The sequence below is a fragment of the Pseudomonas marginalis genome, from assembly GCF_001645105.1.
Lineage (GTDB): Bacteria > Pseudomonadota > Gammaproteobacteria > Pseudomonadales > Pseudomonadaceae > Aquipseudomonas > Aquipseudomonas petroselini.
Genome location: NZ_LKEG01000044.1, coordinates 1 through 26,222, shown reverse-complemented (window position 1 = coordinate 26,222; position 26,222 = coordinate 1). Strand labels below are relative to the sequence as shown.

The 26,222-nt window shown below is 61.4% G+C and carries 24 protein-coding genes; 18 read left to right on the top strand and 6 right to left on the bottom strand.

The window, feature by feature from the left end:
- Nucleotides 1–13: 13 nt before the first annotated feature.
- The 4 genes from rsmA to AO064_RS18300 are packed head-to-tail and all read right to left on the bottom strand — an operon-like array spanning nt 14 to nt 5,934.
- Complete coding sequence (gene rsmA, locus AO064_RS18315) at nt 14–826, bottom strand: 16S rRNA (adenine(1518)-N(6)/adenine(1519)-N(6))-dimethyltransferase RsmA (protein WP_015886175.1); 813 nt, start codon at nt 824–826, stop codon at nt 14–16.
- Nucleotides 823–1,812, bottom strand: coding sequence for a 4-hydroxythreonine-4-phosphate dehydrogenase PdxA (gene pdxA, locus AO064_RS18310; protein ID WP_046035017.1), 990 nt, complete (start codon nt 1,810–1,812; stop codon nt 823–825). The genes rsmA and pdxA overlap by 4 nt, the downstream gene beginning before the upstream one ends.
- Nucleotides 1,809–3,149: a peptidylprolyl isomerase gene (locus AO064_RS18305; RefSeq protein WP_043205983.1), complete on the bottom strand. Its 1,341-nt coding sequence runs from the start codon at nt 3,147–3,149 to the stop codon at nt 1,809–1,811. The genes pdxA and AO064_RS18305 overlap by 4 nt, the downstream gene beginning before the upstream one ends.
- Complete coding sequence (locus tag AO064_RS18300; RefSeq protein WP_015886172.1) at nt 3,124–5,934, bottom strand: LPS-assembly protein LptD; 2,811 nt, start codon at nt 5,932–5,934, stop codon at nt 3,124–3,126. Before AO064_RS18300 ends, AO064_RS18305 begins: the two co-directional genes overlap by 26 nt.
- 130 nt (nt 5,935–6,064) lie before the next feature.
- On the opposite strand from AO064_RS18300, the gene AO064_RS18295 reads away from it, so the two are divergent.
- Genes AO064_RS18295 through AO064_RS18285 form a run of 3 tightly spaced genes read left to right on the top strand, consistent with a single transcriptional unit; the run spans nt 6,065 to nt 8,530 of the window.
- Nucleotides 6,065–7,090, top strand: coding sequence for an aminoglycoside phosphotransferase family protein (locus tag AO064_RS18295; protein ID WP_015886171.1), 1,026 nt, complete (start codon nt 6,065–6,067; stop codon nt 7,088–7,090).
- Nucleotides 7,087–7,761, top strand: a complete 675-nt coding sequence (gene murU / locus AO064_RS18290; RefSeq protein WP_064054223.1) for an N-acetylmuramate alpha-1-phosphate uridylyltransferase MurU — start codon at nt 7,087–7,089, stop codon at nt 7,759–7,761. Before AO064_RS18295 ends, murU begins: the two co-directional genes overlap by 4 nt.
- A gap of 1 nt (nt 7,762) precedes the next feature.
- Entirely contained in the window at nt 7,763–8,530 is a 768-nt protein-coding gene (locus AO064_RS18285; protein ID WP_064054222.1) for a TerB family tellurite resistance protein, read from the top strand.
- 82 nt (nt 8,531–8,612) lie between these two features.
- Here AO064_RS18285 and AO064_RS18280 read toward each other — a convergent pair whose 3' ends face one another.
- A complete protein-coding gene (locus tag AO064_RS18280; protein ID WP_064054221.1) occupies nt 8,613–9,587 on the bottom strand; it encodes an alpha/beta hydrolase family protein in 975 nt (324 codons plus the stop codon).
- A 77-nt stretch (nt 9,588–9,664) separates the two neighbouring features.
- On the opposite strand from AO064_RS18280, the gene AO064_RS18275 reads away from it, so the two are divergent.
- The 14 genes from AO064_RS18275 to AO064_RS18205 all read left to right on the top strand — a co-directional run bounded on the left by AO064_RS18275 (nt 9,665) and on the right by AO064_RS18205 (nt 24,778).
- Nucleotides 9,665–11,659 carry a PAS domain-containing sensor histidine kinase gene (locus AO064_RS18275; protein WP_064054220.1) on the top strand — a complete coding sequence of 665 codons (1,995 nt, stop codon included), beginning with the start codon at nt 9,665–9,667 and terminating at the stop codon, nt 11,657–11,659.
- Nucleotides 11,660–11,677: 18 nt separating this feature from the next.
- Nucleotides 11,678–12,307, top strand: a complete 630-nt coding sequence (locus AO064_RS18270; RefSeq protein ID WP_015886166.1) for a response regulator — start codon at nt 11,678–11,680, stop codon at nt 12,305–12,307.
- 214 nt (nt 12,308–12,521) lie between these two features.
- Nucleotides 12,522–13,634: an ABC transporter ATP-binding protein gene (locus AO064_RS18265; protein WP_015886165.1), complete on the top strand. Its 1,113-nt coding sequence runs from the start codon at nt 12,522–12,524 to the stop codon at nt 13,632–13,634.
- Nucleotides 13,635–13,677: 43 nt separating this feature from the next.
- Nucleotides 13,678–14,718 (top strand): ABC transporter substrate-binding protein, encoded by a 1,041-nt coding sequence (locus AO064_RS18260; protein ID WP_015886164.1) that lies wholly within the window; start codon nt 13,678–13,680, stop codon nt 14,716–14,718.
- Between the two features lie 131 nt (nt 14,719–14,849).
- Complete coding sequence (locus AO064_RS18255) at nt 14,850–16,097, top strand: ABC transporter permease (RefSeq protein ID WP_015886163.1); 1,248 nt, start codon at nt 14,850–14,852, stop codon at nt 16,095–16,097.
- A 12-nt stretch (nt 16,098–16,109) separates the two neighbouring features.
- On the top strand, nt 16,110–16,934 hold the full coding sequence (locus tag AO064_RS18250; protein WP_017739612.1) for an ABC transporter permease: 825 nt from the start codon (nt 16,110–16,112) through the stop codon (nt 16,932–16,934).
- 216 nt (nt 16,935–17,150) lie between these two features.
- Nucleotides 17,151–18,299 carry an iron-containing alcohol dehydrogenase gene (locus tag AO064_RS18240; RefSeq protein WP_046035019.1) on the top strand — a complete coding sequence of 383 codons (1,149 nt, stop codon included), beginning with the start codon at nt 17,151–17,153 and terminating at the stop codon, nt 18,297–18,299.
- Nucleotides 18,300–18,383: 84 nt separating this feature from the next.
- Complete coding sequence (rpe, locus tag AO064_RS18235; protein WP_046035020.1) at nt 18,384–19,058, top strand: ribulose-phosphate 3-epimerase; 675 nt, start codon at nt 18,384–18,386, stop codon at nt 19,056–19,058.
- Nucleotides 19,055–19,873, top strand: a complete 819-nt coding sequence (locus tag AO064_RS18230; protein WP_064054218.1) for a phosphoglycolate phosphatase — start codon at nt 19,055–19,057, stop codon at nt 19,871–19,873. Before rpe ends, AO064_RS18230 begins: the two co-directional genes overlap by 4 nt.
- Nucleotides 19,874–19,943: 70 nt before the next feature.
- A complete protein-coding gene (gene trpE, locus AO064_RS18225) occupies nt 19,944–21,425 on the top strand; it encodes an anthranilate synthase component I (protein ID WP_064054217.1) in 1,482 nt (493 codons plus the stop codon).
- A 10-nt stretch (nt 21,426–21,435) separates the two neighbouring features.
- The gene (locus AO064_RS18220) at nt 21,436–22,029 is read left to right on the top strand and encodes an aminodeoxychorismate/anthranilate synthase component II (RefSeq protein ID WP_015886157.1); all 594 of its coding nucleotides are present in this window, start codon (nt 21,436–21,438) and stop codon (nt 22,027–22,029) included.
- Between the two features lie 9 nt (nt 22,030–22,038).
- Nucleotides 22,039–23,088, top strand: coding sequence for an anthranilate phosphoribosyltransferase (trpD, locus tag AO064_RS18215; RefSeq protein ID WP_015886156.1), 1,050 nt, complete (start codon nt 22,039–22,041; stop codon nt 23,086–23,088).
- Nucleotides 23,085–23,921: an indole-3-glycerol phosphate synthase TrpC gene (trpC, locus tag AO064_RS18210; protein ID WP_015886155.1), complete on the top strand. Its 837-nt coding sequence runs from the start codon at nt 23,085–23,087 to the stop codon at nt 23,919–23,921. The genes trpD and trpC overlap by 4 nt, the downstream gene beginning before the upstream one ends.
- Before the next feature lie 161 nt (nt 23,922–24,082).
- A complete protein-coding gene (locus AO064_RS18205) occupies nt 24,083–24,778 on the top strand; it encodes a lipoate--protein ligase family protein (RefSeq protein ID WP_064054216.1) in 696 nt (231 codons plus the stop codon).
- On the opposite strand, the gene crp is transcribed toward AO064_RS18205, so the two are convergent.
- Nucleotides 24,775–25,419, bottom strand: coding sequence for a cAMP-activated global transcriptional regulator CRP (crp, locus tag AO064_RS18200; protein WP_015886153.1), 645 nt, complete (start codon nt 25,417–25,419; stop codon nt 24,775–24,777). The two genes, AO064_RS18205 and crp, sit on opposite strands and share 4 nt — an antisense overlap.
- Nucleotides 25,420–25,666: 247 nt before the next feature.
- On the opposite strand from crp, the gene AO064_RS18195 reads away from it, so the two are divergent.
- The gene (locus AO064_RS18195) at nt 25,667–26,089 is read left to right on the top strand and encodes an OsmC family protein (protein WP_015886152.1); all 423 of its coding nucleotides are present in this window, start codon (nt 25,667–25,669) and stop codon (nt 26,087–26,089) included.
- The last annotated feature ends 133 nt before the right edge of the window (nt 26,090–26,222 follow it).

Genomic DNA, 26,222 nt, shown 5'->3' with positions numbered 1-26,222 from the left:
GGCACTACAGGCTTCAGTCCGCAGTGGGCGCAGGCTGGATGGCAAGCTGGTCGGCCAGGCGCACGAATGCGGCCAGGTCCAACTGCTCGGGCCGCAGGCTGCCATCGACGCCGGCGGCTTCGATTTCGGCCTGGCTCAACAGCGCCTTGAGCGTGTTGCGCAGGGTTTTGCGGCGCTGGTTGAAGGCTTCACGCACCACGCGCTCAAGCAATTTGTGATCCTTGGCCGGATGCGGCAGCACGGCGTGTGGCACCAGGCGCACGATGGCCGAGTCGACCTTCGGCGGCGGGTTGAACGCACCGGGGCCGACGTTGAACAGGTGTTCGACGCGGCAGTGGTACTGGACCATGATCGACAGCCGACCCCAATCACCACCCCCCGGCCCGGCAGCCAGGCGTTCCACCACTTCCTTTTGCAGCATGAAGTGCATGTCGCGGATGATCCCGGCGTTGTTCAGCAGGTGGAAAATCAGCGGCGTGGAGATGTTGTACGGCAGGTTACCTACCACCCGCAGGCTGTTGGGCGCTGCGTTGAGGGTATTGAAGTCAAACTTCAGTGCATCGCCTTGATGCAGGTTGAAGTTGGGCATGCCGGCAAACTGCTGGTTGAGGATCGGGATCAGGTCCTTGTCCAGTTCCACCACGTCCAGTTGGCCGCCGCTGGCCAGCAGGCCCTGGGTCAATGCGCCCTGGCCCGGGCCGATTTCCAGCAGACGGTCTTCGGGCTTGGCATGGATCGAGCGCAGGATGCGGTCGATCACGCCGGCGTCGTGCAGGAAGTTTTGCCCGAAGCGCTTACGCGCCCGGTGTTGGTAATGCTCAGTCATATACGAGTCTCGGCCATCTGATAGGCGGTTTCCAGGGCCACGTGCAGGCTGCCGGTATCGATCTTGCCGCTGCCCGCCAGGTCCAGGGCAGTGCCATGGTCGACGGAGGTACGGATGATCGGCAGGCCCAGTGTCACGTTGACGGCGGCGCCGAAGCCTTTGTATTTAAGCACCGGCAGCCCCTGGTCGTGGTACATCGCCAGCACTGCGTCGCAGTGCTCCAGATATTTGGGGGTAAACAGAGTGTCCGCTGGCAGTGGGCCGCGCAGGTCCATGCCTTCTTGGCGCAGACGCTCCAGGGTGGGTTCGATGATGTCGATTTCTTCATGGCCCAGATGGCCGCCTTCACCCGCGTGTGGGTTAAGCCCACAGACCAGGATGCGCGGTTGGGCGATGCCGAATTTCTGTTGCAGGTCGGCGTGCAGGATGCGTGTCACGCGCTCCAGTCGCTCGACGGTGATGGCATCGGCAATCTCACGCAGCGGCAGGTGCGTGGTCACCAGGGCGACCCGCAGGCCGCGTGTGGCCAGCATCATCACGACTTGAGCGGTGTGGGTCAGTTCGGCGAGGAATTCGGTGTGGCCGGAAAAGGCGATGCCGGATTCGTTGATCACGCCCTTGTGCACCGGGGCCGTGATCATGCCGGCGAAATCGCCGTCGATGCAGCCTTGCCCTGCGCGCGTCAGGGTTTCCAGCACGAACGCCGCGTTGGCCTTGTCCAGTTGCCCGGCAACCACCTTGGCCTGCAGCGGGGTGTCCCACACATACAAGCTACCGGCGGGGGCGGGCAAGTCGGGCCAGTTGCCTGGCGCCACGTCCAGCAAAGTGACAGCCACACCCAGCTGCGCGGCCCGCTCAAGGAGCAGGTCGCGGCTGGTAATAGCAATCAGGGGGTGTGGCTGAGGTTGCGAGGCGAGCAGCAGGCACAGGTCAGGACCAATGCCGGCCGGCTCGCCGGGTGTCACCGCGAAACGCTGGGGTTTCACTGAGCGGCCTGGTCGGTGCCTGTTTGCGGGGCGCCTGGCAGCTTGTTTTCCACGTAGGCTTCGTCACGGATCTGACGCAGCCAGGTTTGCAGCTCTTCGTCGTACTTGCGGTTACGCAGTACGTTCAACGCTTGTTGCTCGCGGGCTTGGTTGGTGTTGTCGGTGGCGCGACGGCCAAGGACTTCCAGCACATGCCAGCCATATTGGGTCTTGAACGGCTTGGACAGTACGCCTTGCGGAGTATCGGCCATCACCTGCTGGAACTCAGGCACCAGGGCCTTCGGGTCGATCCAGTTCAAATCGCCGCCGTTGAGGGCGGAACCTGGGTCTTCCGAGAAGCTTTTGGCCAAGGTGGCGAAGTCTTCACCGCTTTCGATGCGGTCATAGATCTTCTGGGCCAGTTCCTTGGTTTGGGCTTCGGTACGGATTTCACTCGGTTTGACCAGGATGTGGCGAACATGCACCTCATCCTTGAGCGAGGTTTCACCGCCGCGTTTTTCCAGGAGCTTGAGGATGATGAAGCCGCCCGGCGTACGCGCAGGCTGCGTGATACCACCCACTTCCATGGCGCTCAGTTCACGGTCGAACGGAGGTGGCAGTTGAGCGGCTTTACGCCAGCCCATGTCACCGCCTTCGAGGGCGTTGTCGCTGCCGGACTGGGCAATGGCCATCTGGGCAAAATCAGCACCAGCCTTGAGGCGATCATAGATAGCCTGGGTCTTGGCGGCGGCTGCATTGAGCTGCTCGGAGTTGGCGCTGTCCGGGGTTGGGATGAGGATATTGGCCAAGTGCAGTTCTTCGGAAAGCTGCATCTTGCCCAAGTCGGACGCCAGGAAGTTCTTCACTTCCTGCTCGGACACCTGAACCCGCTCGGCGACACGGCGCTGACGCACACGGCTGATGATCATTTCACGGCGGATCTGGTCACGGGCGTCCTCATAGGACAAACCGTCGTGGGCTAGGGCTGCACGGAACTGGTCAATGCTCATGTTGTTGCGCTGGGCAATAGTGCCCACGGCCTGGTTCAGTTCTTCGTCCGAAATACGGATGCCGGAACGATCACCGATCTGCAGTTGCAGGTTTTCGACGATCAGGCGTTCCAGTACCTGTTGGTCCAGGACGCTGGTAGGTGGCACGCCACCGCCACGCTTGGCGATGGTTTGCTGGACTTCCTTGACGCGTTGGTCCAGTTGGCTCTGCATGATCACGTCGTTATCGACGATGGCCACGACCTTGTCCAGTTGTTGAACCGCAGCGTGAGCCGATGCGGTCCCCAGGAGCAGTGCGCCCAGCACTAGCGGGCGCAGACAATCAGAAAGCTTGGTCTTCACGTTCACGATAACCTTCAATGCCTTTGTCGAGGAAGCTCTCTACCTTGGCGCCGGTCAGGCCGCCGAGTCCTTTGAGGACGATCTGGAAGAAGAGCCCGTGGTCACCCTTTTCGTTAAGCGGGGCGATCTGGCTGTATTCGTCGTTGGAAACCCAGTAACGGTTGATGACGCGCAGTTTCCAGCAGCAGTTGTCGTACTCGAAACCACCGAAGGCTTCCAGGGTACGGTTGCGGGCGTAGTCATACTGCCAGCGGGTGATCAGGTTCCACTGAGGAATGATCGGCCACATCATCGAGAAGTCGTGTTGTTGGATTTTGTAGTAATCCTTCACGAAGTTCGGATCGCCTGGCTGCCCGTAGTCACCACCGAACTGCCATTTGCCGGTCAGCTGGTTGTAGACCACCTGGTCGTTACGATAACGGTAACCGACGTTGATGATCTTGTTCGGGTTGTCTTCCGGCTGGTAGTGAAGCATCGCGCTGCCGGAACGAGGACTGTGTTCCTCGGTGTCCCAGTTGTAATCAGCGGTGGCGCGCCAGTCGCGGTTGAAGCGGAACTCGTAGTCCAGGGCGACTGGTGATACATCCGAGTTTGCATCGGCACGGTCGGAAGCCAGGATGCCCGGCAGTTGGACTTCACGATCCTTGAAGTACAGCGCCTGGCCCACGGAGACGCGCTGACGCTCGAAGCCGTTGTCTTCGATCCAGCGGCTGGTCAAGCCCAGGGACAGCTTGTTCTCGTCACCGATCCGGTCAGCGCCGCTGAAGCGGTTGTCGCGGAACAGCGAGGCGTAGCTGAACGAGTATTCGCTGGTGTCGAAGACCGGGATATCAGCCTGGTCCTTGTTCGGTACGTAGAGGTAGAACGCACGCGGCTCAAGGGTCTGGCGATAATCTTTGCCGAACCAGTTGGTGTTGCGATCAAAGTACAGGCCGCTGTCGACACTCGCCACCGGAACCGCACGGTCCTGGGAGCTCTTGAACGTGCCACCCGCGTAAGGGTTGGCGGCGGTTGCTGCAGCTTGGTCAGCAATAATCTGGTTCTTGCCGGTGCTGTCCAGGTCCAGGTCGTACTTGGTGTAGACGTACTTGAGCTTCGGCGTCACAAAGCCATAGGTCCAGTTCATCGGATATTCAACAGCTGGAGCTACGTTGAGGCGAGTACCGTTTGCACGGGTCAGGCCTCTGACGTAGGTGTCCAGGCGAGGCGACACGAGGCCGTCCTGATCGGTAAAGGTACCGTTCTCCAGACTGCGCTCAAAGCGAACAGCTTCAGTCTCGTAGGTAAAGTCCAGCCCGCCCGGATGATACGGGAGCGCACCATTGAAGGTGATTTGCGGCAACCGGTCATACGGCGTGATCTGGGAGATCGTCGCCAACTGATAAGCCTGGACGTTCAGGCGCGCCTGGTAAGAGTCGCCCCGGTAGGTCACGGAACCCTGTTGATTAAGGGCATCCCGGCTTTCAACGCCTTCCTGGAACGACTTCAGATCCTGGAAGTAGTAAGGATCGCTGATCCGGGTGTAGTCGACCTGGGTCAGTACACGCGAATCCAGCCCACCCTTGTGTTGCCAGTTGAGCATGTAGCGGGTTTTTTCGTAATCGGTCTGCTTGCTGCGCTCGTCGTTGTCGTCGTTCAGGTACGCGCCGCCGAACTGGCCTTCGCTGGACTTGGTGAGGTAGCGGAATTCGCCTTCCATCAACAAACCGCGCTTGGTCATGTATTGCGGGTACAACGTGGCGTCGTAGTTTGGCGCCAGGTTGAAGTAGTACGGCGTAACCAGGGTGAAGCCGGTTTCGCTGCCGGTGCTGAAGCTTGGCGGCAGGAAGCCGGATTGACGACGGTCGTCGATCGGGAAGTAGATGTAAGGGGTATAGAGGATCGGGATGTTCTTGATCCGCAACGTCGCGTTGGTGGCCGTACCGAAACCGGTGGCCGGGTTCAACGTGATGTTGTTGCCCTTGAGCTGCCAGGCGTTGCTGTCTGGCTCGCACGTTGTGTACGTACCGTCCTTGAGACGGATGATCGCGTTCTCGGCACGCTTGGCGTACAGCGCGTTACCGCGGATACGCGACTTGTGCAGCACGTATTCGGCGTTGTCGATCTGGGCCGCGCCGGTATCAAGTTGCACTTCGGCGTGGTCGCCCACGATCAGTGCGCCGTTGTCGCGCAGACGGACTTTGCCGTTCAGCTCGCCACGGTTCTCGGCTTGGTACAGGCTGGCTTCTTCCGATTCCAGCTGCATGCTGCCCTGGCGCATGACGACGTCACCGGCCAGGGTCGCGACCTGTTGTTCCTGCTCGTAACGCGAGGCCTTGGCGCCGATGAAGGTGGGCGCATCGCTCTTGTTCGTCTTGTCGTTCATGCCAGGACGAGTCGGCTCGATGTACGCACCGCCGCAGTAAGGGCCGGTTTCGGCCAGTTGCGCTGCGGTCAGCTTGTCGCGCGGTACCCAGTCCAGGTGGCTGTAGTCGGCGCTGCGCGAGCGCAGGCCACGGCCCTTGGATTCGGTGACCAGTGCGGTCTGCGGCACGGCCTCGGCTTTGCCGCCGGCATCGGCTTGCGCCGTGCTGTTGGCGGAGCTGATGGCTGCGCCATCATGCACCGGGCGTGGTGGCAACGGGGCTGCGGCGGTTTTCGGCGCGCAATCCCAGGCACCCGAAGCAGAGACTGAGCAGTCATACTGTTCCGCGGCGACCACGAATGAGGTGGCGAAGGGTTGCAGGGCCAGCAGACTGCCGGTTACCAGCAACGGAAATTTTCTACGAAACGCGGGGGATTTCAATGCCATCTTATTAGTCCGGGCTTCCTGCGTGCCATCTGCCCGCGGTTTGGGCCGCACGCCTCTCGATGGTCTGAAAAAGATGCGTGATAATAAAGCATGCCCCGCTTGACGGCTAGCGCCGTCGGAGACCCTTGTAATGCCCGAGCACGATCTACGTTTACAACAGCTGGAAGTCTGGCTGGATGAGCAGTTGCCGATCCTTTTCAACGCTCAAGGCTGGGGTGCCGTACCCCCGGCCACATTGACCGCGGCCAGCAGCGACGCGAGTTTCAGGCGCTATTTCCGTTGGGAAGGCGGTGGCCGGACATTCGTGGTGATGGACGCCCCACCCCCCCAGGAAAACTGCAAACCTTTCGTCGATATCGCGCATTTGTTAGCGAAGTCGGGAATAAATGTGCCAAAAATTTATGCAGAAGATTTGCCGCGAGGCTTTCTTTTGCTCAATGACCTGGGCACAAAAACCTATTTGGACGTGATTGACGAGCAGAATGCCGATCAATTGTTTGCCGATGCCATCGACGCCTTGCTGGCTTTTCAGCAATTGCCGATGGACGCGCCACTGCCCAGCTATGATGTAGCCTTGCTGCGCCGCGAGCTCGAATTGTTTCCCGAGTGGTATGTGCGCCGGCATCTGGGTATCGAACTCGATACGCAGCAGCAAGCGCTTTGGCAGCGTGTCAGCGATCACCTGATCGACAGCGCCCTGGCCCAGCCAAAGGTGCTGGTACACCGCGACTACATGCCGCGCAACCTGATGATCAGCGAACCGAACCCTGGCGTGCTGGACTTCCAGGATGCGGTCTACGGGCCTGTCACCTATGACATCACTTGCCTGTTCAAAGATGCCTTCCTCAGTTGGCCCAAGGCCCGCGTGCGGGATTGGCAGCGCGGTTACTGGCAGCGTGCCGGGCAATTGGGCATTCCGGTGCAGGCGGATGTCGAAGAATTCCTGCGTGCCAGCGACTTGATGGGCGTGCAGCGTCACCTCAAGGTCATCGGCATTTTTGCGCGCATCTGTCATCGCGACGGCAAGCCACGCTACCTGGCCGACGTACCGCGCTTCTTTGCTTATATAGAAGCGGTACTGGCGGACCGTCCGGAACTGAGCGAACTGGGTGAACTGCTGGCCAGCCTGCGTCAACCCGCCGAGGCGAGCGTATGAAGGCCATGATCCTGGCCGCCGGCAAAGGCGAGCGGATGCGTCCGCTGACCTTGCACACGCCCAAGCCGCTGGTGCAGGCCGGCGGCAAGCGCCTGATCGAGTATCACCTGGAGGCGCTGGCCAAGGCCGGCTTCACCGAGATCGTGATCAACCATGCCTGGCTTGGCCAGCAGATCGAAAGCTATCTGGGGGACGGCGCGCAGTTTGGCTTGCGCATCCGTTATTCGCCTGAGGGCGAGCCGCTGGAAACCGGCGGCGGGATTTTCCAGGCACTGCCGTTACTGGGGGATGAGCCGTTCCTGGTGGTTAATGGCGATATCTGGACCGATTACAACTTCACCCGGCTCAAGCAACCGCTCAAGGGCCTGGCTCACCTGGTGATGGTCGATAACCCGGCGCATCACCCCTCGGGCGGTGATTTCTACCTTGATCAGGGTTTGCTTCATGATGCCGCGCCCGGTGCCGATAACCTGACCTTCAGTGGCATTTCCGTACTCGACCCCAAGCTGTTCGCGGGTTGCAGCGCGGGTGCCTTCAAGCTGGCGCCGCTTTTGCGGGCAGCCATGGCCAAAGGTCTGGTAACGGGGGAACACATGGCAGGACGCTGGATTGATGTCGGCACGCTGGAGCGCCTGGCGCAAGTCGAAACCCTGCTGGCAGCGGGGCAGTAACATGCTGTGGCCAGGGACGCTGATCGGCGCCGGGGCTGGCTTTGCGATTGCCAGTATTCCGGGGGCTTTGTTGGGTGCGCTGTTGGGGCAGGCGCTGGACCGCCGTCTGCAACTGCACAGCTGGGCGCAGTTGCGCGAGCGCCTGGGCGGGCGCCCGGTGTTGCGCAATGACGAGTTGTTGTTTGTGTTGCTGGGGCGTCTGGCCAAGAGCAATGGGCGAGTGGTGGATGGACATATCCAGCAGGCGCGCCAGGAAATGCGTGGGCTGGACATGAGCGACTCAGCGCAACGCCGTGCGATTGCGGCGTTTAATCGCGGCAAGTCCGGCGCCGACCGGGTGCGCAGCTATCTGCGTGTGCTCAAGGCTCAACCCCATGCGGCAGAAGGGGTATTGCGTGCGTGCTGGCGCATGGCCTGGGCGGACGGCAAGGCCGGTGACGCCGAGCGTGACCTGATTGATCAATGGGGCAAGTGGCTGGGCTGGACGCCGCAACAACTCCAGGCATTGGCGGGTGACTACACGCCGGAGCGCAAACCCTTGGTGAGTCGGGGCGGCACCTATCAGGATGCGTTGCGCTTGCTGGGTGTGACGGCGACCACCGAACCGTCGGCGATCAAGCGTGCCTATCGCCGACTGCTCAGCCGCCATCATCCGGACAAGATTGCCGGTACCGGTGCGAGTCCTGCGCAAGTGCGTGAGGCCACGGAGCGCACTCGGGAATTGCACAATGCCTACACGTTGATCCGCGAGCGCCGGGATTTCCGTTAACGATCGGGAAGTGGCAATCCAATCCACATGTGGGAGCAAGCCTCCTCCCACATTGGATCTAGGGTGGTGTTGAAACCGGTCATCAGCCTGAAGTCGCCTGCGGGCTCAACCAGCCACGAACCCTGCGATACAACTGTTCCTGCTCTGCAGCACTGTTGCCGGGCAGGGTCTTCAGCGACACCTGTTTATAACCCTCATTCTTCAAGCGCTTGGCCGCCTGGGCACGTGCCAGGGCGTTTTTGCGTGATTGGGCGTCGTCTTGATAGAAGACATCGGCGGTCGGCAGTTTCAGGCCGGGCGCCAGTTGCTGCACATCCGGATGGCGCCCGGTGGGCGTCTGCGCCGCGACCATGACGAGCCTCTGCACCTGGGACGGTTGCTTCTCGCTCACATAACGTGCGGCCCACCACGCGCCGGTGCCGTGGCCGAGCAGCACGACGCTGCGTGCGCTCTGGGTCTGGGCGAAGGCCACGGCGGCGTCGATGCGGTCGAAGATGCGCGAGGCGTCAGTCTTGTCTTGCTCGTCTGCGCCAGGCATCACCGCAGGGTCGGTGCCTTCGGCCTCGGCGCTGGCGGCCTGCTCGATGGGTTTGTCGGCGGTGCTCGCTTCTTTACTGCTGGTGTCGACGGTGGCCTTGGGCGCTTCCATCACGCGCGGCGGCAGGGTATCTACGCTCACGTCCGGCAATGACAGGCTGAGACTGCCCCAATTGGCATCCGGCAATTTATGCCGCAACGGGCTGATTGCTTGCGGCCAGTCAGCATTTTCGCCGGCGCCGGGTACGATAATCACCACGCCTTCGGGCTCGGCGCTGTTGGCCGGTTTCCACAGCGCGAGAAAGGTATCGCTGCCGGCCTGCAATTGTTGCTGTTCCTGTTGCGGGATTTTACGTTCCAGGGCGCTGGCCTCTTCCTTGCTGCGCTCGGGCAAAGGCTGGCGTTCGACGGGTTTTTCGGCGGCAGGCTCAGGCGCGTCAGCGGCCTGTACAGAAAAGGCACTGGTAATAAGCAGCGACAGGCACAATGCTGGCAGTGCCGAACGGTGGAGAAAGGGCATCGTTAATTCCCGGCCAGAAGTGATTCCAGCAGCCTAATGGGTTGGTCAGTATTTGTCAGTGATGTGAGACGTGGATCATGGGTTTTCGCTGTCTGCTGGTTATCGGCTGTTTGTGCCTTGCCTTGATGGCAAATGCCGCCCCTGCGCCCGCCGCACCCCAGGCGCAGCTCACTGTGCAACAACGCGAATGGCTGGCCCAGCACCCGGAGCTGCGGGTGGGCCTGGTGTTGCAGGCGCCTTACGCGCAATACGATCGGCGTTTGCAGCGATTGTCCGGGGCGAATGTCGAGTTGATGCAGTGGCTGGCCAAGGCGCTGGGCATCGAGCTGACCTGGCGCAACTTCCCCAGCCAGGAGCAACTGGAAGCGGCCGTACGCGAGGGCGAAGTGGACATCGCCCCTGGCCTGCAGCAAACCCCGGCCGGTTTGCGCCTGTGGTTGTTCTCCGATCCCTACATGCGTGTGCCGCAGCACATCGTCGGCATCCGGGAGGGCGGCGGCGCGGTGGAGTTGGAAAAACTCGATGACCAATCCCGCGTCGCCGTGCGCATGCCCAGCGCCGTGGCCGATTACCTGCGCAGTACCTATCCGAGCCTGAACCTGCAAGGCGTGCCCATGGAGCGCCAGGCCCTGCAATTGCTGGTAAGCCAGCAAGCGCGCTACGCCGTGGTGGATGAGGCGCAACTTAGCCGTTTGTCCGGCGAGGCGGAGTTCGCCGGGCTGGCGGTCGTGGGCGATATCGGCCTGCCGCAATTGCTGCGGGTGGCTACACGTCGGGAATGGCCGGAGCTGGCCGGCATCATGGAAAGCGCCTTGCGCGCCATACCCGCCCGCGACCTGGACCAACTGCACAGCCGCTGGCTGCAGCCCAAGTACCCACGGCTGACGGAATCACCGGGCCTGTGGCAAAACGTCAGCCTGTTGCTGGGCCTGCTCCTGCTTGCCAGCCTGGCGCTGGTGTTCTGGCAGCGCCGCCAGCAGCGCGTGTTGGAGCACGGCTTACTGGCTGCGCGCGAAGAGAGCGAGGCCCGCGCAGCCGGCGCCGAAGCACTGCGGCTGACGCAATTCTCCATCGATCAAAGCACGGTCGGTATCCTTTGGGTCAACTGGGACAGCCATGTGCGCTACGCCAACCGTGCGGCCGAAAACATGCTTGGCTACGGCCCCGGTGCGTTGATCGAGCGGCCGCTGATTGACCTCGACCCCACCTTGGATATGGACCGCTGGCTCAACCTGTGGAAACGCGCGCGGGCCAGCGAAGAGGGCCCACAGAACTTTGCCACCGATTGCCGGCGTGCAGATGGCAGCATCCTGCCGACCAACGTGTCCTTGAGCTTTCTGCGCTTTGCCGAGGCCGAATACCTGGTGGTCTACCTCAACGACGTCACCGAGTTGCGCCGAACGCTGGCGGCCTTGCTGCAAAGTGAAGCGCAACTGCGCGAGCTGTCTGCCCACCTGGAAACCGTGCGCGAAGAAGAAAAGGCCCGTATCGCCCGTGAGGTGCACGACGAACTCGGGCAAATGCTCACCGTGCTCAAGCTCGAAACTTCCATGTGCGAGCTGGCCTATGCGCAACTCGACCCCGGTTTGCACGAGCGTTTGAACAGCATGAAACGCCTGATCGCCCAGCTGTTCCAGTTGGTGCGGGATGTGGCGACGGCACTGCGCCCGCCGATTCTGGATGCCGGCATTGCCTCGGCCATCGAATGGCAGGCGCGGCGCTTTGAAGCGCGCACACACATTCCTTGCCTGGTGCAGGTGCCGGATAACCTGCCGACGCTGAGCGATGCCAAGGCGATCGGCCTGTTTCGCATCCTGCAGGAAGCGCTGACCAATGTGATGCGCCACGCCCAGGCGCATACTGTCGAGCTGACCCTGGCGGTGGAAGGGACGGATTTACGGCTGACCATCAGCGACGATGGCGTCGGTTTCATCCAGGCCCAGGGCCGACCGGTATCATTCGGCCTGGTGGGCATGCGTGAGCGGGTGCTGATCATGGGCGGGCAACTGCGCCTGGACAGCGAACGGGGGGAGGGCACCACCCTGAGTGTGACGGTGCCGTTGGATGCATAACACCAAGAGGAAGTCCCTGTGATCCGCGTACTGGTAGCCGAAGACCACACCATTGTTCGTGAAGGTATCAAGCAATTGATCGGCCTGGCCAAAGACCTGCTGGTGGTTGGAGAAGCGAGCAATGGCGAGCAACTGCTCGAGACCTTGCGCCATGTGCCGTGCGAGGTGGTGTTGCTGGACATCTCGATGCCCGGCGTCAATGGCCTGGAAGCGATTGCGCGCATTCGTGCGTTGAACAATCCGCCGGCGATCCTGGTGCTGTCGATGCACGATGAAGCGCAAATGGCCGCCCGAGCCTTGAAAGTGGGGGCGGCGGGTTATGCGACCAAGGACAGCGACCCGGCGCTGTTGCTCACGGCGATCCGCAAGGTCGCGGCCGGCGGGCGTTACATCGACCCGGACCTGGCCGACCGCATGGTCTTCGAAGTCGGCCTTACCGATACCCGGCCGCTGCATTCATTGCTCTCGGAGCGCGAGTTCTCGGTGTTCGAGCGTCTGGCCCAGGGCGCCAACGTCAACGATATCGCCCAGCAACTGGCGCTGAGCAGCAAGACCATCAGCACGCACAAGGCGCGGTTGATGCAAAAGCTCAATATCACCTCCCTGGCTGAACTGGTGAAGTACGCGATGGAGCACAAGCTGCTTTAACCACATGCCTGTTTACGACGCCCTTTGAGCGGCGCTGAGCTGATGGCTGGCGCAGGGCGCTGCGGCACTGTTCTATCCCCGCCATCCGTGTAGGGCGATCCCTACCCCGAACCTTCCATCCGGCTGATGCCATTCTCTCCTGGCCCCCGATTTCCGGGGGCTCGTGCCTGGACTACGCTTGTTCCACAGCAGTCCAAAATACAAAGGTGCGGGTATGAGCGAGGTGGATACAAATGATGTGCTGGTCAGCTTTCGTGGCGTGCAGAAGAGCTACGACGGCGAGAACCTGATCGTCAAAGACCTCAACCTGGAGATTCGCAAGGGCGAGTTCCTTACCCTGCTCGGGCCTTCCGGTTCGGGCAAGACCACCAGCTTGATGATGCTCGCCGGCTTTGAAACGCCGACCGCCGGTGAAATCCAGCTGGCCGGGCGCTCCATCAACAACGTACCGCCGCACAAGCGCGACATCGGCATGGTGTTCCAGAACTACGCGCTGTTCCCGCACATGACCGTGGCCGAAAACCTGGGGTTTCCCCTCTCTGTGCGTGGCCTGAGCAAGACCGATATCAGCGAGCGAGTCAAACGCGTGCTGAGCATGGTCCAGCTCGACGCGTTCGCCCAACGCTACCCGGCGCAACTGTCCGGCGGCCAGCAACAGCGTGTGGCGCTGGCCCGAGCGTTGGTGTTCGAACCGCAGCTGGTGCTGATGGACGAACCCCTCGGCGCCCTCGACAAGCAACTGCGCGAACATATGCAGATGGAGATCAAGCACCTGCATCAGCGCCTCGGCGTGACCGTGGTGTACGTGACCCACGACCAGGGCGAAGCGCTGACCATGTCCGACCGGGTGGCAGTGTTCCACCAGGGCGAGATCCAACAGATCGCCGCACCGCGCACGTTGTACGAAGAACCCAAGAACACCTTCGTCGCCAACTTCATCGGTGAAAACAACCGTCTCAATGGCCGCCTGCACAGCCACACCGGCGACCGCTGTGTCGTCGAGCTGGCGCGCGGCGAGAAAGTCGAGGCGCTGGCCGTGAACGTCGGCCAGGTCGGTGGCCCGGTAACGCTTTCGGTGCGTCCGGAACGTGTGAGCCTCAATGGCTCCAGCGAAAGCTGCGTCAACCGCTTCTCCGGGCGGGTGGCGGAATTCATCTACCTGGGCGACCACGTGCGCGTGCGCCTGGAAGTCTGCGGCAAGGCCGATTTTTTTGTGAAACAACCGATTGCCGAGCTGGACCCAGCCCTGGCAGTCGGCGACGTGGTACCGATTGGCTGGCAAGTCGAGCACGTTCGCGCACTCGACCCACTTCTAGAGGCGAATTGATCGCCCCATGGCTTCACCAACCCTGCACGTGGAGAGAACAACAATGTTGAGTTCCTTGAAGTATTCCGTCCTGGCATTGAGTTTGATGGGCGCGACACAGGCCATGGCCGGCCCGGACCTGACCGTCGTGTCCTTTGGTGGCGCGAACAAGGCGGCTCAGGTCAAAGCCTTCTACGCACCGTGGGAAAGCGCGGGCAACGGCAAGATCGTCGCCGGCGAGTACAACGGCGAAATGGCCAAGGTGAAAGCCATGGTCGACACCAAGAGCGTGTCCTGGGATCTGGTGGAGGTGGAGTCGCCGGAACTGTCCCGTGGCTGCGACGAAGACATGTTCGAGCCGCTGGACCCGAAACTGTTCGGCAACGCTGCCGATTACGTGAAGGGGGCGATCCAGCCTTGCGGCGTGGGCTTCTTTGTATGGTCGACGGTGCTGGCCTACAACGCCGATAAGTTGGCGTCCGCGCCGACCAGTTGGGCGGATTTCTGGGACACCAAGAAATTCCCGGGCAAGCGCGGTTTGCGCAAAGGCGCCAAGTACACCCTGGAATTCGCCTTGATGGCCGACGGCGTAGCGCCGAAGGACGTATACAAAGTGCTGGCCGGCAAAGATGGCCAGGACCGCGCATTCAAGAAACTCGATGAACTCAAGCCGTCGATCCAGTGGTGGGAAGCCGGCGCACAACCGCCGCAGTACCTGGCCTCGGGTGACGTGGTGATGAGCTCGGCCTACAACGGCCGCATTGCCGCCGTGCAGAAAGAAAGCAACCTGAAAGTGGTATGGAACGGCGGTATCTACGACTTCGACGCGTGGGCCATTCCTAAAGGCCTGGCCAAGGATCGTGCGGAAGCGGCGAAGAAATTCATCGCCTTCTCGGTGCAGCCGCAGCAGCAGAAGACCTACTCGGAAAACATCGCCTACGGCCCAGCCAATACCCAAGCCGTCCCGTTGCTGGCCAAGGACATCCTCAAGGACATGCCGACCACCCCGGAAAACATCGCCAACCAGGTGCAGATCGATGTGAGCTTCTGGGCGGACAACGGTGAGCAGCTGGAGCAGCGCTTCAATTCCTGGGCTGCCAAGTAACCCATGTGGGAGGGGGCTTGCCCCCGATAGCGGAGTGTCAGTCAGCCTATTTATCAACTGATACACCGCCATCGGGGGCAAGCCCCCTCCCACAGGGGATCTGTATTTATCTTTAAGATCCGGAGTCAGCCATGGCCATCGCCGTTCCCTCGAACGAGGTCAACAGCCCCACCCTCAAGCAGCGCCTGGCGCGCGCCGAGCGGCTTAATCGCTGGAAGGCCCAGGCCTTGATTGCGCCGCTGGTGCTGTTTTTGCTGCTGGTGTTCCTGGTGCCGATCGTTGCGCTGCTCTACAAAAGTGTGGGCAACCCGGAAGTGGTGGGTGGTCTGCCGCGCACCGTGGTGGCGGTGACGGCCTGGGACGGTCGTGGCTTGCCGGGCGAGCCGGTGTACCAGGCCCTCAGTGAAGACCTGGGCGAAGCGCGCAAAAACCAGACCCTGGGCGATCTGTCCAAGCGCCTGAACATGGAACTGGCCGGCTACCGCAGCCTGCTGACCAAAACCGCGCGGGCGCTGCCGTTCAGTGAAGCGCCTGCCTCTTATAAGGAAGCGTTGGAAAACCTCGACGAACGCTGGGGCGACCCGGCCTACTGGCAGGCGATCCGGCGCAATACCAGCAGCCTGACACCGTTCTACCTGCTGGCGGCTGTCGATCACCGCATCGACGACCTCGGCGAAGTAGCGCCGGCCACGCCAGACCAGGCGATCTACCTGGACATTTTTGCCCGCACTTTCTGGATGGGCCTGGTGATCACGGCTATCTGCCTGCTGCTGGCCTATCCCCTGGCGTACCTGCTGGCCAACCTGCCGGCGCGCAAAAGCAATCTGTTGATGATTCTAGTGTTGCTGCCGTTCTGGACCTCGATCCTGGTGCGGGTAGCCGCGTGGATTGTGTTGCTGCAGTCCGGCGGCCTGATCAACAGCGCAATGATGAGCTTGGGACTGATCGACAAACCGGTGGAACTGGTGTTCAACCGTACCGGTGTCTACATCTCCATGGTGCACATCCTGCTGCCGTTCATGATTCTGCCGATCTACAGCGTGATGAAAGGCATCTCGCCGACCTACATGCGCGCCGCGATTTCCCTGGGTTGTCACCCGTTCGCCAGCTTCTGGCGCGTGTATTTCCCGCAGACCTACGCCGGAGTGGGCGCCGGTTGCCTGCTGGTGTTCATCCTGGCAATTGGTTACTACATCACCCCGGCCCTGCTGGGCAGCCCGAACGACCAGATGGTCAGCTACTTCGTGGCGTTCTACACCAACACCAGTATCAACTGGGGCATGGCGACGGCGTTGGGCGGCTTGCTGCTGCTGGCGACCGTGGTGCTGTACCTGATCTACAACCGGCTGGTGGGCGCCAGCCGCCTGCGCCTGAGCTAAGGAGACCCTGCGATGCTGAGCCCTTATATGTCGCCCGTTGAGCGGGTGTGGTTCTACAGCTTGCGGATCCTCTGCGGCTTGATCCTGTTGTTCCTAATATTGCCCGTGCTGGTGATCATTCCGCTGTCGTTCAACAGCGGCAGTTTCCTGGTGTACCCGCTGCAAGGTTTTTCGCTGCACTGGTACCAGGACTTCTTCGCCTCCGCCGAATGGATGCGTGCGCTGAAGAACAGCATCATCGTCGCCCCGGCTGCCACGGTGCTGGCCATGGTGTTCGGCACCCTGGCGGCGATCGGCCTGACGCGCGGTAATTTCCCCGGCAAGGCGTTGGTCATGGCGCTGGTGATTTCGCCGATGGTGGTGCCGGTGGTGATCATCGGCGTGGCCAGTTACCTGTTCTTTGCACCGCTGGGCCTGGGCAACAGCTTTTTCTCGTTGATCGTGGTGCATGCGGTGCTGGGCGTGCCGTTTGTGATCATCACCGTGTCGGCGACCTTGCAGGGCTTCAACCACAATCTGGTGCGGGCGGCGGCCAGTCTTGGCGCATCGCCGTTGACTGCGTTTCGCCGGGTGACCTTGCCGCTGATTGCGCCAGGCGTGATTTCCGGGGCGTTGTTTGCCTTCGCCACGTCGTTCGATGAAGTGGTGGTGACGCTGTTCCTCGCCGGCCCGGAGCAAGCGACCCTGCCGCGCCAGATGTTCAGCGGCATCCGCGAAAACCTCAGCCCGACGATTGCGGCGGCTGCAACGCTGTTGATTGCCTTCTCGGTGTTGCTGTTGCTGACCCTGGAATGGTTGCGTGGGCGCAGTGAGAAGCTGCGAACCGCTCAGGTCTAGAGCCTGTCGGCGATCCAAATGTGGGAGGGGGCTTGCTCCCGATAGCGGTGGGTCAGCCAGCATTGGTGTAGCTTGACACTCAGCCATCGGGGGCAAGCCCCCTCCCACACTGGTGTTGTGTTGTCCTGGAAATAACCATTCAGGCTGTGGATGCTGGGCAACCCCATTTTCCGAGCTACTCTTGTGCCAGCCCATCCCTGATAAGAGGCCGCGCACATGAGTACCTCCTCATTCAAGATCGCCCACAAACTGCTCACCGGCGCTGGCGCCATCGAACAACTGGCCTTTGAGCTCACCCGCCTGGATGTGGACAACCCGCTGATCGTCACCGACGCCGCGCTGGTCAAGTCCGGCACCGTGGCACTGGCACTCGAGCACTTGGGCGAACGCAGCTACGAGATTTTCGACCGCGTCCTGCCCGACCCGGAAATCGCCATTGTCGAGGACTGCATGCGTGTCTACCGCGAGGGTGGGCATGACGGCTTGATCGGCCTGGGCGGCGGCAGCGCCATCGATATCGCCAAAAGTGTTGCCGCCTATGCCGGATACCACGGCGCGTTGGCGGACTTGTTCGGCGTCGACCAGGTGCCGCGCAAGGGCCCGCCGCTGATTGCTATCCCGACCACGGCGGGCACCGGCTCGGAAGTGACCAATGTGGCGATCCTCTCCGACAAGGCCGCGCAGCTGAAAAAAGGCATTGTCAGCGACTACCTGCTGCCGGACGTCGCGCTGATCAGCCCGCAAATGACCCTGACCTGCCCGCGCAGCGTCACCGCCGCCAGCGGCGTTGATGCGCTGGTGCATGCCATCGAATCCTACCTGTCGCTGAATGCTTCGCCGATCACCGACGCGCTGGCCATCGGCGCCATCAAGCTGATCGCCAAGGCGTTGCCCAAGGCCTACGCGAACCCCGCGAACCTGCAGGCGCGAGACGATATGGCCACCGCCAGCCTGATGGCCGGTATGGCGTTCGGGAATGCCGGGGTGGGCGCGGTGCATGCGTTGGCGTACCCGCTGGGTGGGCGTTTCAATATTGCCCATGGTGTGAGCAACGCGCTGTTGCTGCCCTATGTGATGCACTGGAACAAGCTGGCCTGTGTGGAGCGTATGCAGGACATTGCGCAGGCCATGGGCGTGAATGTCGCTGGCTTGAGCGTCAATGATGCCGCCGACCAAGCTGTCGAGGCGATGACGCGACTGTGTGCCGCAGTGGAGATCCCGGCGGGCCTGCGCAGTTTCGGGGTGCCCGAGGACGCGATCCCCGCCATGGCCGTGGAGGCGGCGGGCATTGAACGGTTGATGCGCAACAATCCGCGCAAACTCAGCGCGGCGGATATCGAGAAAATCTATCGGGCTGCGTACTAGCCATTGAGCCAGGTCACGGTGCGCGCGGTAAAGCATGAGGTATACAATGCGCGCCATCGTGATTTAGCTCAAAAAAGGTGCGTCATGCAGCCCTTCGTCATTGCTCCATCGATTCTCTCCGCCGACTTCGCCCGCCTGGGTGAGGAAGTGGACAAGGTGTTGGCCGCCGGTGCCGACTTCGTGCACTTCGATGTCATGGACAACCACTACGTACCCAACCTGACCATCGGCCCGATGGTTTGCGCCGCATTGCGCAAGTACGGCATCACTGCGCCGATCGATGCGCACCTGATGGTCAGCCCGGTGGATCGCATCATCGGCGACTTCGTTGACGCCGGCGCGACCTACATCACCTTCCACCCGGAAGCCTCGCTGCACGTCGACCGCACCCTGCAACTGATCCGCGAAGGCGGCTGCAAGGCGGGCCTGGTGTTCAACCCGGCCACTCCACTGAGCGTGCTTGAGTACGTGATGGACAAGGTCGACATGATCCTGCTGATGAGCGTTAACCCGGGCTTCGGCGGGCAGAAGTTCATCCCTGGTACGCTGAACAAGCTGCGCGAAGCCCGCGCGCTGATCGACGCCTCGGGCCGTGACATCCGCCTGGAAATCGACGGCGGGGTCAACGTCAACAACATCCGCGAAATCGCCGCGGCGGGCGCCGACACTTTCGTGGCCGGCTCGGCGATCTTCAATGCGCCGGACTACCAAGAGGTCATCGACAAGATGCGCGCCGAACTGGCGCTGGCGCGTCCATGAGCGGCTTTGAGCAGCTGTTCCCCGGCAAATTGCCACGGCTGGTGATGTTCGATCTTGACGGTACCTTGATCGACTCGGTGCCCGACCTGGCGGCGGCGGTGGACGAGATGCTGCTCAAGCTGGGGCGCAAGCCGGCCGGGGTCGAGTCGGTGCGCGAATGGGTTGGCAACGGCGTGCAGATGCTGGTGCGCCGGGCCTTGGCCGACCACATCGATGCCGAAGGCGTGGATGAGGTGGAGGCTGAGCACGCCTTGGAACTGTTCAACGCCGCCTACGAAGACGGCCACGAACTGACCGTGGTTTACCCGGGCGTGCGCGACACCCTCAAGTGGCTGAGCAAGCAGGGCGTGGAAATGGCCCTGATCACCAACAAGCCGGAACGCTTCGTCGCACCGCTGTTGGATCAGATGAAAATCGGCCGTTATTTCCGCTGGATCATCGGTGGCGATACCCTGCCGCAGAAAAAGCCGGACCCGGCGGCGCTTTTTTTCGTGATGAAAATGGCCAATATTCCGGCCTCGCAGTCGTTGTTTGTCGGCGATTCGCGCAGTGATGTGCAGGCGGCAAAGGCCGCGGGTGTGCAGTGTGTAGCCCTCAGTTACGGCTATAACCATGGCCGGCCGATTGCCGAAGAGTCGCCGGCAATGGTCATTGATGACCTGCGCCTGCTAATCCCCGGTTGCTTGGGAGCTGGCGCTGAGATAACGTTGCCCGACACCGATCCGTCCCCTTCTGGAAATTCCATCGTGGTGGTCACTCGCAAACTCTGGATGAAAGTTATCAAGGCCCTGGCCCGCTGGCGTTGGCGCGCCTGACTGATCCTGGCCGCGCTCTGCGGCACGTTTGCATACCTGACTGTTAGATCCTCAAGCCACGAGGCATATCATGACCCGCGAAGAATTCCTGCGTTTGGCCGCTGCCGGCTATAACCGTATCCCCCTGGCCTGCGAAACCCTGGCCGACTTCGACACGCCGTTGTCGATCTACCTCAAACTGGCCGACGAGCCCAACTCCTACCTGCTCGAGTCGGTCCAGGGCGGCGAGAAGTGGGGCCGTTACTCGATCATCGGCCTGCCGTGCCGCACGGTGCTGCGGGTACACGACCATCATGTGAGCATTAGCCATGATGGCGTCGAGATCGAAAGCCACGATGTCGAAGACCCGTTGGCGTTCGTCGAGGCGTTCAAGGCGCGCTACAACGTGCCGACCATTGCTGGGCTGCCACGCTTCAACGGCGGCCTGGTGGGTTACTTCGGCTACGACTGCGTGCGCTACGTGGAAAAACGCCTGGGCAAATGCCCGAACCCGGATCCGCTGGGGGTGCCGGACATTCTGTTGATGGTCTCCGATGCGGTGGTGGTGTTCGACAACCTCGCCGGCAAGATGCACGCGATTGTGCTCGCTGACCCGTCCCAGGTCGACGCGTTCGAGCAAGGCCTGGCCAGCCTCGAAGCCCTCATGGAAAAACTGCGCCAGCCGATCACCCCGCGTCGCGGCCTGGACCTCAGCCGTCCGCCGGCGGCCGACCCGGTGTTCCGCTCCAGCTTTACCCAGGATGACTACGAGCGTGCGGTCGACACCATCAAGGAATACATCCTCGCCGGTGACTGCATGCAGGTGGTGCCGTCGCAACGCATGTCCATCGACTTCAAGGCCGCGCCGATCGATCTGTATCGCGCATTGCGCTGCTTCAACCCGACGCCGTACATGTACTTCTTCAACTTTGGTGACTTCCACGTGGTGGGCAGTTCGCCGGAAGTGCTGGTGCGCGTCGAAGACAACCTGATCACCGTGCGCCCGATCGCCGGTACTCGCCCACGGGGTGCGACCGAAGAGGCCGACCTGGCGCTGGAAAAGGACCTGCTGAGCGACGACAAGGAAATCGCCGAGCACCTGATGCTCATCGACCTGGGTCGTAACGATACCGGGCGTGTCTCGGAAATCGGTTCGGTGAAGCTCACCGAAAAGATGGTGATCGAGCGGTATTCCAACGTGATGCACATTGTGTCCAACGTCACCGGCGAGCTGAAAGCCGGCTTGACGGCGATGGACGCGCTGCGCGCGATTCTGCCGGCGGGCACCTTGTCGGGTGCGCCGAAGATCCGTGCGATGGAAATCATCGACGAGCTGGAGCCGGTCAAGCGCGGTGTCTACGGCGGCGCTGTGGGCTATTTCGCCTGGAACGGCAACATGGACACGGCGATTGCGATTCGCACCGCCGTGATCAAGGACGGAGAGCTGCACGTGCAGGCCGGTGGCGGGATTGTCACCGACTCGGTGCCGGCCCTCGAATGGGAAGAAACCCTGAACAAGCGCCGCGCGATGTTCCGCGCCGTTGCGCTGGCTGAACAGACCCCCAATTCTTGAGGTTTCCCCCATGTTGCTGATGATTGATAACTACGATTCCTTTACTTACAACGTTGTGCAGTACCTGGGCGAGCTGGGTGCCGAGGTCAAGGTGGTGCGCAACGATGAACTGACCGTGGCCGAGATCGCTGCCCTGAACCCGGAGCGCATCGTGGTTTCGCCAGGCCCGTGCACGCCGACCGAGGCGGGTGTCTCGCTGGAGGCGATCAAGTATTTCGCCGGCAAGCTGCCGATCCTGGGCGTATGCCTGGGCCACCAGTCCATCGGCCAGGCCTTTGGCGGTGACGTGGTGCGGGCACGCCAAGTGATGCACGGCAAGACCAGCCCGGTGTTCCATCATGATCTAGGCGTGTTTCATGGCCTCAACCTGCCGGTGACGGTGACCCGCTACCACTCGCTGGTGGTCAAGCGCGAAACCTTGCCGGAGTGCCTGGAACTTACCGCTTGGACACAGCTGGAAGACGGCTCGGTCGATGAGATCATGGGCCTGCGCCACAAGACACTGAATATCGAAGGGGTGCAATTTCACCCTGAGTCGATCCTGACCGAGCAGGGCTACGAGCTGTTCGCCAACTTTCTCAAGCAGAGCGGCGGCACGCGCTAAGGACTTTCCATGGATATCAAGACTGCCCTGAGCCGTATCGTCGGCCATCTGGACCTGAGCACCGCTGAAATGAGCGATGTGATGCGCGAAATCATGACCGGTCAGTGCACCGATGCGCAGATCGGCGCGTTCATGATGGCGATGCGCATGAAGAGCGAGAGCATCGACGAGATCGTCGGCGCGGTATCGGTCATGCGCGAGCTGGCGGACAAGGTTGAGCTCAAGACCCTCGACGGCGTGGTCGACGTGGTCGGCACCGGCGGTGACGGTGCGAACATCTTCAACGTCTCGACGGCGTCGTCTTTTGTTGTTGCGGCGGCGGGTTGCACCGTGGCCAAGCACGGTAACCGTGCGGTGTCTGGCAAGAGCGGCAGTGCCGATTTGCTCGAAGCGGCGGGCATCTACCTGAACCTGACCCCGGTTCAAGTGGCGCGTTGCATTGATAACGTCGGCATCGGCTTCATGTTTGCCCAATCCCATCATGGTGCAATGAAGCATGCCGCCGGCCCACGCAAGGACCTCGGCCTGCGCACCCTGTTCAACATGCTCGGCCCGCTTACGAATCCGGCCGGTGTGAAGCACCAGGTGGTAGGCGTGTTCAGCCAGGCGCTGTGCCGGCCTTTGGCCGAAGTGCTGCAGCGTATGGGCAGCAAGCATGTGCTGGTGGTGCATTCCAAAGACGGCCTGGACGAGTTCAGCCTGGCGGCACCGACGTTCGTGGCGGAACTGAAGAACGACCAAATCACCGAATACTGGGTCGAACCGGAAGATTTGGGTATGAAGAGCCAGAGCTTGCATGGCTTGGCAGTGGAAAGCCCGGCGGCGTCCCTGGAGTTGATTCGCGATGCGTTGGGGCGTCGCAAGACCGAGAACGGCCAAAAAGCTGCTGAGATGATTGTTCTGAATGCTGGCGCGGCACTTTATGCGGCGGACCATGCCTATAGTCTTAAGGAAGGTGTCGCCTTGGCCCACGATGCACTGCACACCGGTCTGGCTCGCGAGAAGCTCGAAGAACTCGGGGCATTCACCGCAGTATTCAAGATGGAGAATGAAGGATGAGTGTGCCGACCGTTCTGGAAAAAATCCTGGCCCGCAAAGCTGAAGAAGTCGCCGAGCGTCGCGCTCGTGTCAGCCTGGCCGAGCTTGAAGCCCAGGCGAAGGTCGCTGATGCACCGCGTGGCTTTGCCAATGCCTTGATCGCCCAGGCCAAGCTCAAGCAGCCTGCGGTCATTGCCGAGGTCAAGAAAGCTTCGCCGAGCAAGGGTGTGATTCGCGAGATCTTCATTCCAGAAGACATTGCCAAGAGCTATGAGAAGGGCGGGGCGACCTGCCTCTCGGTGCTGACCGATATCGACTACTTCCAGGGTTCCGACCTGTTCCTGCAGCAAGCCCGCGCTGCGTGCAAGTTGCCGGTGATCCGCAAGGATTTCATGGTTGACCCGTACCAGATCGTCGAAGCCCGTGCCCTGGGCGCCGACTGCGTGCTGTTGATCGTTTCCGCGTTGGATGACGTGAAGATGGCCGAACTGGCTGCCGTCGCCAAAAGCGTCGGCCTGGACGTACTGGTGGAGGTGCACGATGGCGATGAGCTGGAACGCGCCCTGAAAACCCTCGACACACCGCTGGTGGGGGTCAACAACCGTAACCTGCACACCTTCGAAGTCAGCCTGGAAAACACCCTCGACCTGCTGCCGCGTATTCCGCGTGACCGTCTGGTGATTACCGAGAGTGGCATCGTCAACCGTGCCGATGTGGAACTGATGGAAATCAGCGGCGTGTATTCGTTCCTGGTGGGCGAGACCTTCATGCGCGCTGAAAACCCGGGGGCGGAGCTGCAGCGCCTGTTCTTCCCGGAGCGTGGGGTGGCGGTCAGTGGTTCGACATTAGACTGACTTGAACACGGTCAAGATTTGAAATGCAATCGAGCATGTGAGAGGGGGCTTGCTCCCGATAGCGGGGTGTCAGTCAATACCTGTACTGACTGATCTAAAGCTATCGGGGGCAAGCCCCCTCCACATTGGGTTTTGTGTTTATTCAGATAGGTAAGTGTTTGATGGTCAAGCCGGTGTCGATGACGGTTGAAGCGGGCCTGGCTGCCGAGCAGGCGCTGCTGGCGGCTGTGTGCGCCGGCGAGCAGGAATTCGGCCTGCTGTTCTGGCAACCCAGCGATCAAGCGTTGGTGATGCCGCGTCGTCTGAGTCGGCTACCGGCGTTCGAAACCGCCAGCCAGGTATCATCCGACGCCGGCTGGCCGGTGTTGCTGCGTGAAACCGGCGGTGAGCCAGTGCCGCAATCGAGTGCCACGGTCAACATCGCCCTGGTCTACGCCCCGCCGCGCAGCGAAGGCGATCAGGGGCGCATCGAAACCGGTTACCAGCGGCTGTGTCAGCCCATCTGCGATTTTTTGATCGAGCTGGGGGGCGATGCCTCCGTCGGCGAAATCGATGGCGCGTTTTGCGACGGTCGCTACAACGTCAACCTCAATGGCCGCAAAATGGTCGGTACGGCTCAACGTTGGCGACAAAGTGGTGGCCGCCCGGTGGGGCTGGTGCACGGGGCTTTGTTGTTGGATAACGATCGCGAAGCGCTGATTGCGGCGGTCAACCGCTTCAATGAAGCCTGCGGTCTCGACCAGCGGGTGCGTGCCGACAGCCATATCGCCCTGCACGAAGCCTTCCCGGCGCCGGATGCGATCAGCCGGCTGGATACCTTGTACCGTCAAATGTTGACCAGCTTCCTGCCGGTTTAACGGGTACCGAACACCACCATCGTCTTGCCTTTGACGTGCACCAGGTTGCGTTCCTCCAAGTCTTTGAGCACGCGGCCGACCATCTCCCGTGAACAGCCGACAATACGCCCGATTTCCTGGCGTGTGACCTTGATCTGCATGCCATCGGGGTGGGTCATGGCGTCAGGTTGCTTGCACAAGTCCAAGAGGCAGCGGGCGACGCGGCCGGTGACGTCAAAGAATGCCAGGTCGCCGACCTTGCGCGTGGTGTCGCGCAGCCGCTGGGCAATCTGGCCGCTGAGGGCGTAGAGGATGTCGGGATCCTGCTGGGCCAGCTCGCGGAATTTGGCATAGCTGATCTCGGCCACTTCGCACTCGACCTTGGCCCGCACCCAGGCGCTGCGTTCCTGTTCCTTGCCGGCTTGTTCGAACAGCCCCAGTTCCCCAAAGAAGTCCCCGGTGTTCAGGTAGGCGATGATCATTTCACGGCCGTCTTCATCCTCAATCAGGATGGTGACCGAGCCTTTGATAATGAAGTACAGCGTATCGGAACGTTCGCCGGCGCAGATGATGTTGTGCTTGGCCGGGTGGCGACGGCGCTGGCAATGCATCAGCAGTTTGTCGAGATTCTTGATCTTGGGTATGGGAGTAAGAGCAACCATGGTTGTATCCCGAAAAGACTGCGCGAGGTAGTTGGAGTTGTAGTATTCATCGGTATCGGCATTGATACACGCTGTATAAAGGGTGGCAATACGCCATCGATTTGGCGCCAGCTTAACAGACACATTCTGTCTCGATTAGGCAATTTTTCCGCGTAGCCCCTGCAATTGATCACTTTTGTCGCAAGCGCTGACGCCAGCGAGCGCTGTGCTAAGCTGGCGACCCTTTTTTAGCAGTGGAGTCTGGGCGATGAAGGCACGCATCCAATGGGCGGGCGAAGCCATGTTCCTCGGTGAGTCGGGCAGTGGCCATGTGGTGGTCATGGATGGCCCGCCGGAAGCCGGTGGCCGTAACCTGGGCGTACGCCCGATGGAAATGCTCCTGCTTGGCGTGGGCGGTTGCAGCAATTTCGACGTGGTCAGCATCCTGAAAAAATCCCGCCAGGCCGTGGAAAGCTGCGAAGCCTTCCTGGAAGCCGAGCGTGCCACTGAAGATCCCAAGGTGTTTACCAAGATCCACATGCATTTCGTCGTGAAGGGCCGGGCGCTGAAAGAAGCCCAGGTCAAGCGTGCCATCGAGTTGTCCGCTGAGAAGTACTGCTCGGCGTCCATCATGCTCGGCGCGGCCGGTGTGGCCATCACCCATGATTACGAAATCATCGAGGTCGGTTGATCGCTCAATCGGCGGGCAAAAAAGAAAGGGCGCTTTGGAGGCCAATGCCAGTCAGTTAAGGGTGAGCACCGTACCTGTGGCGAGGGAGCTTGCTCCCGCTGGGTCGCGAAGCGGCCCCAGCTCTTTGTTTCAA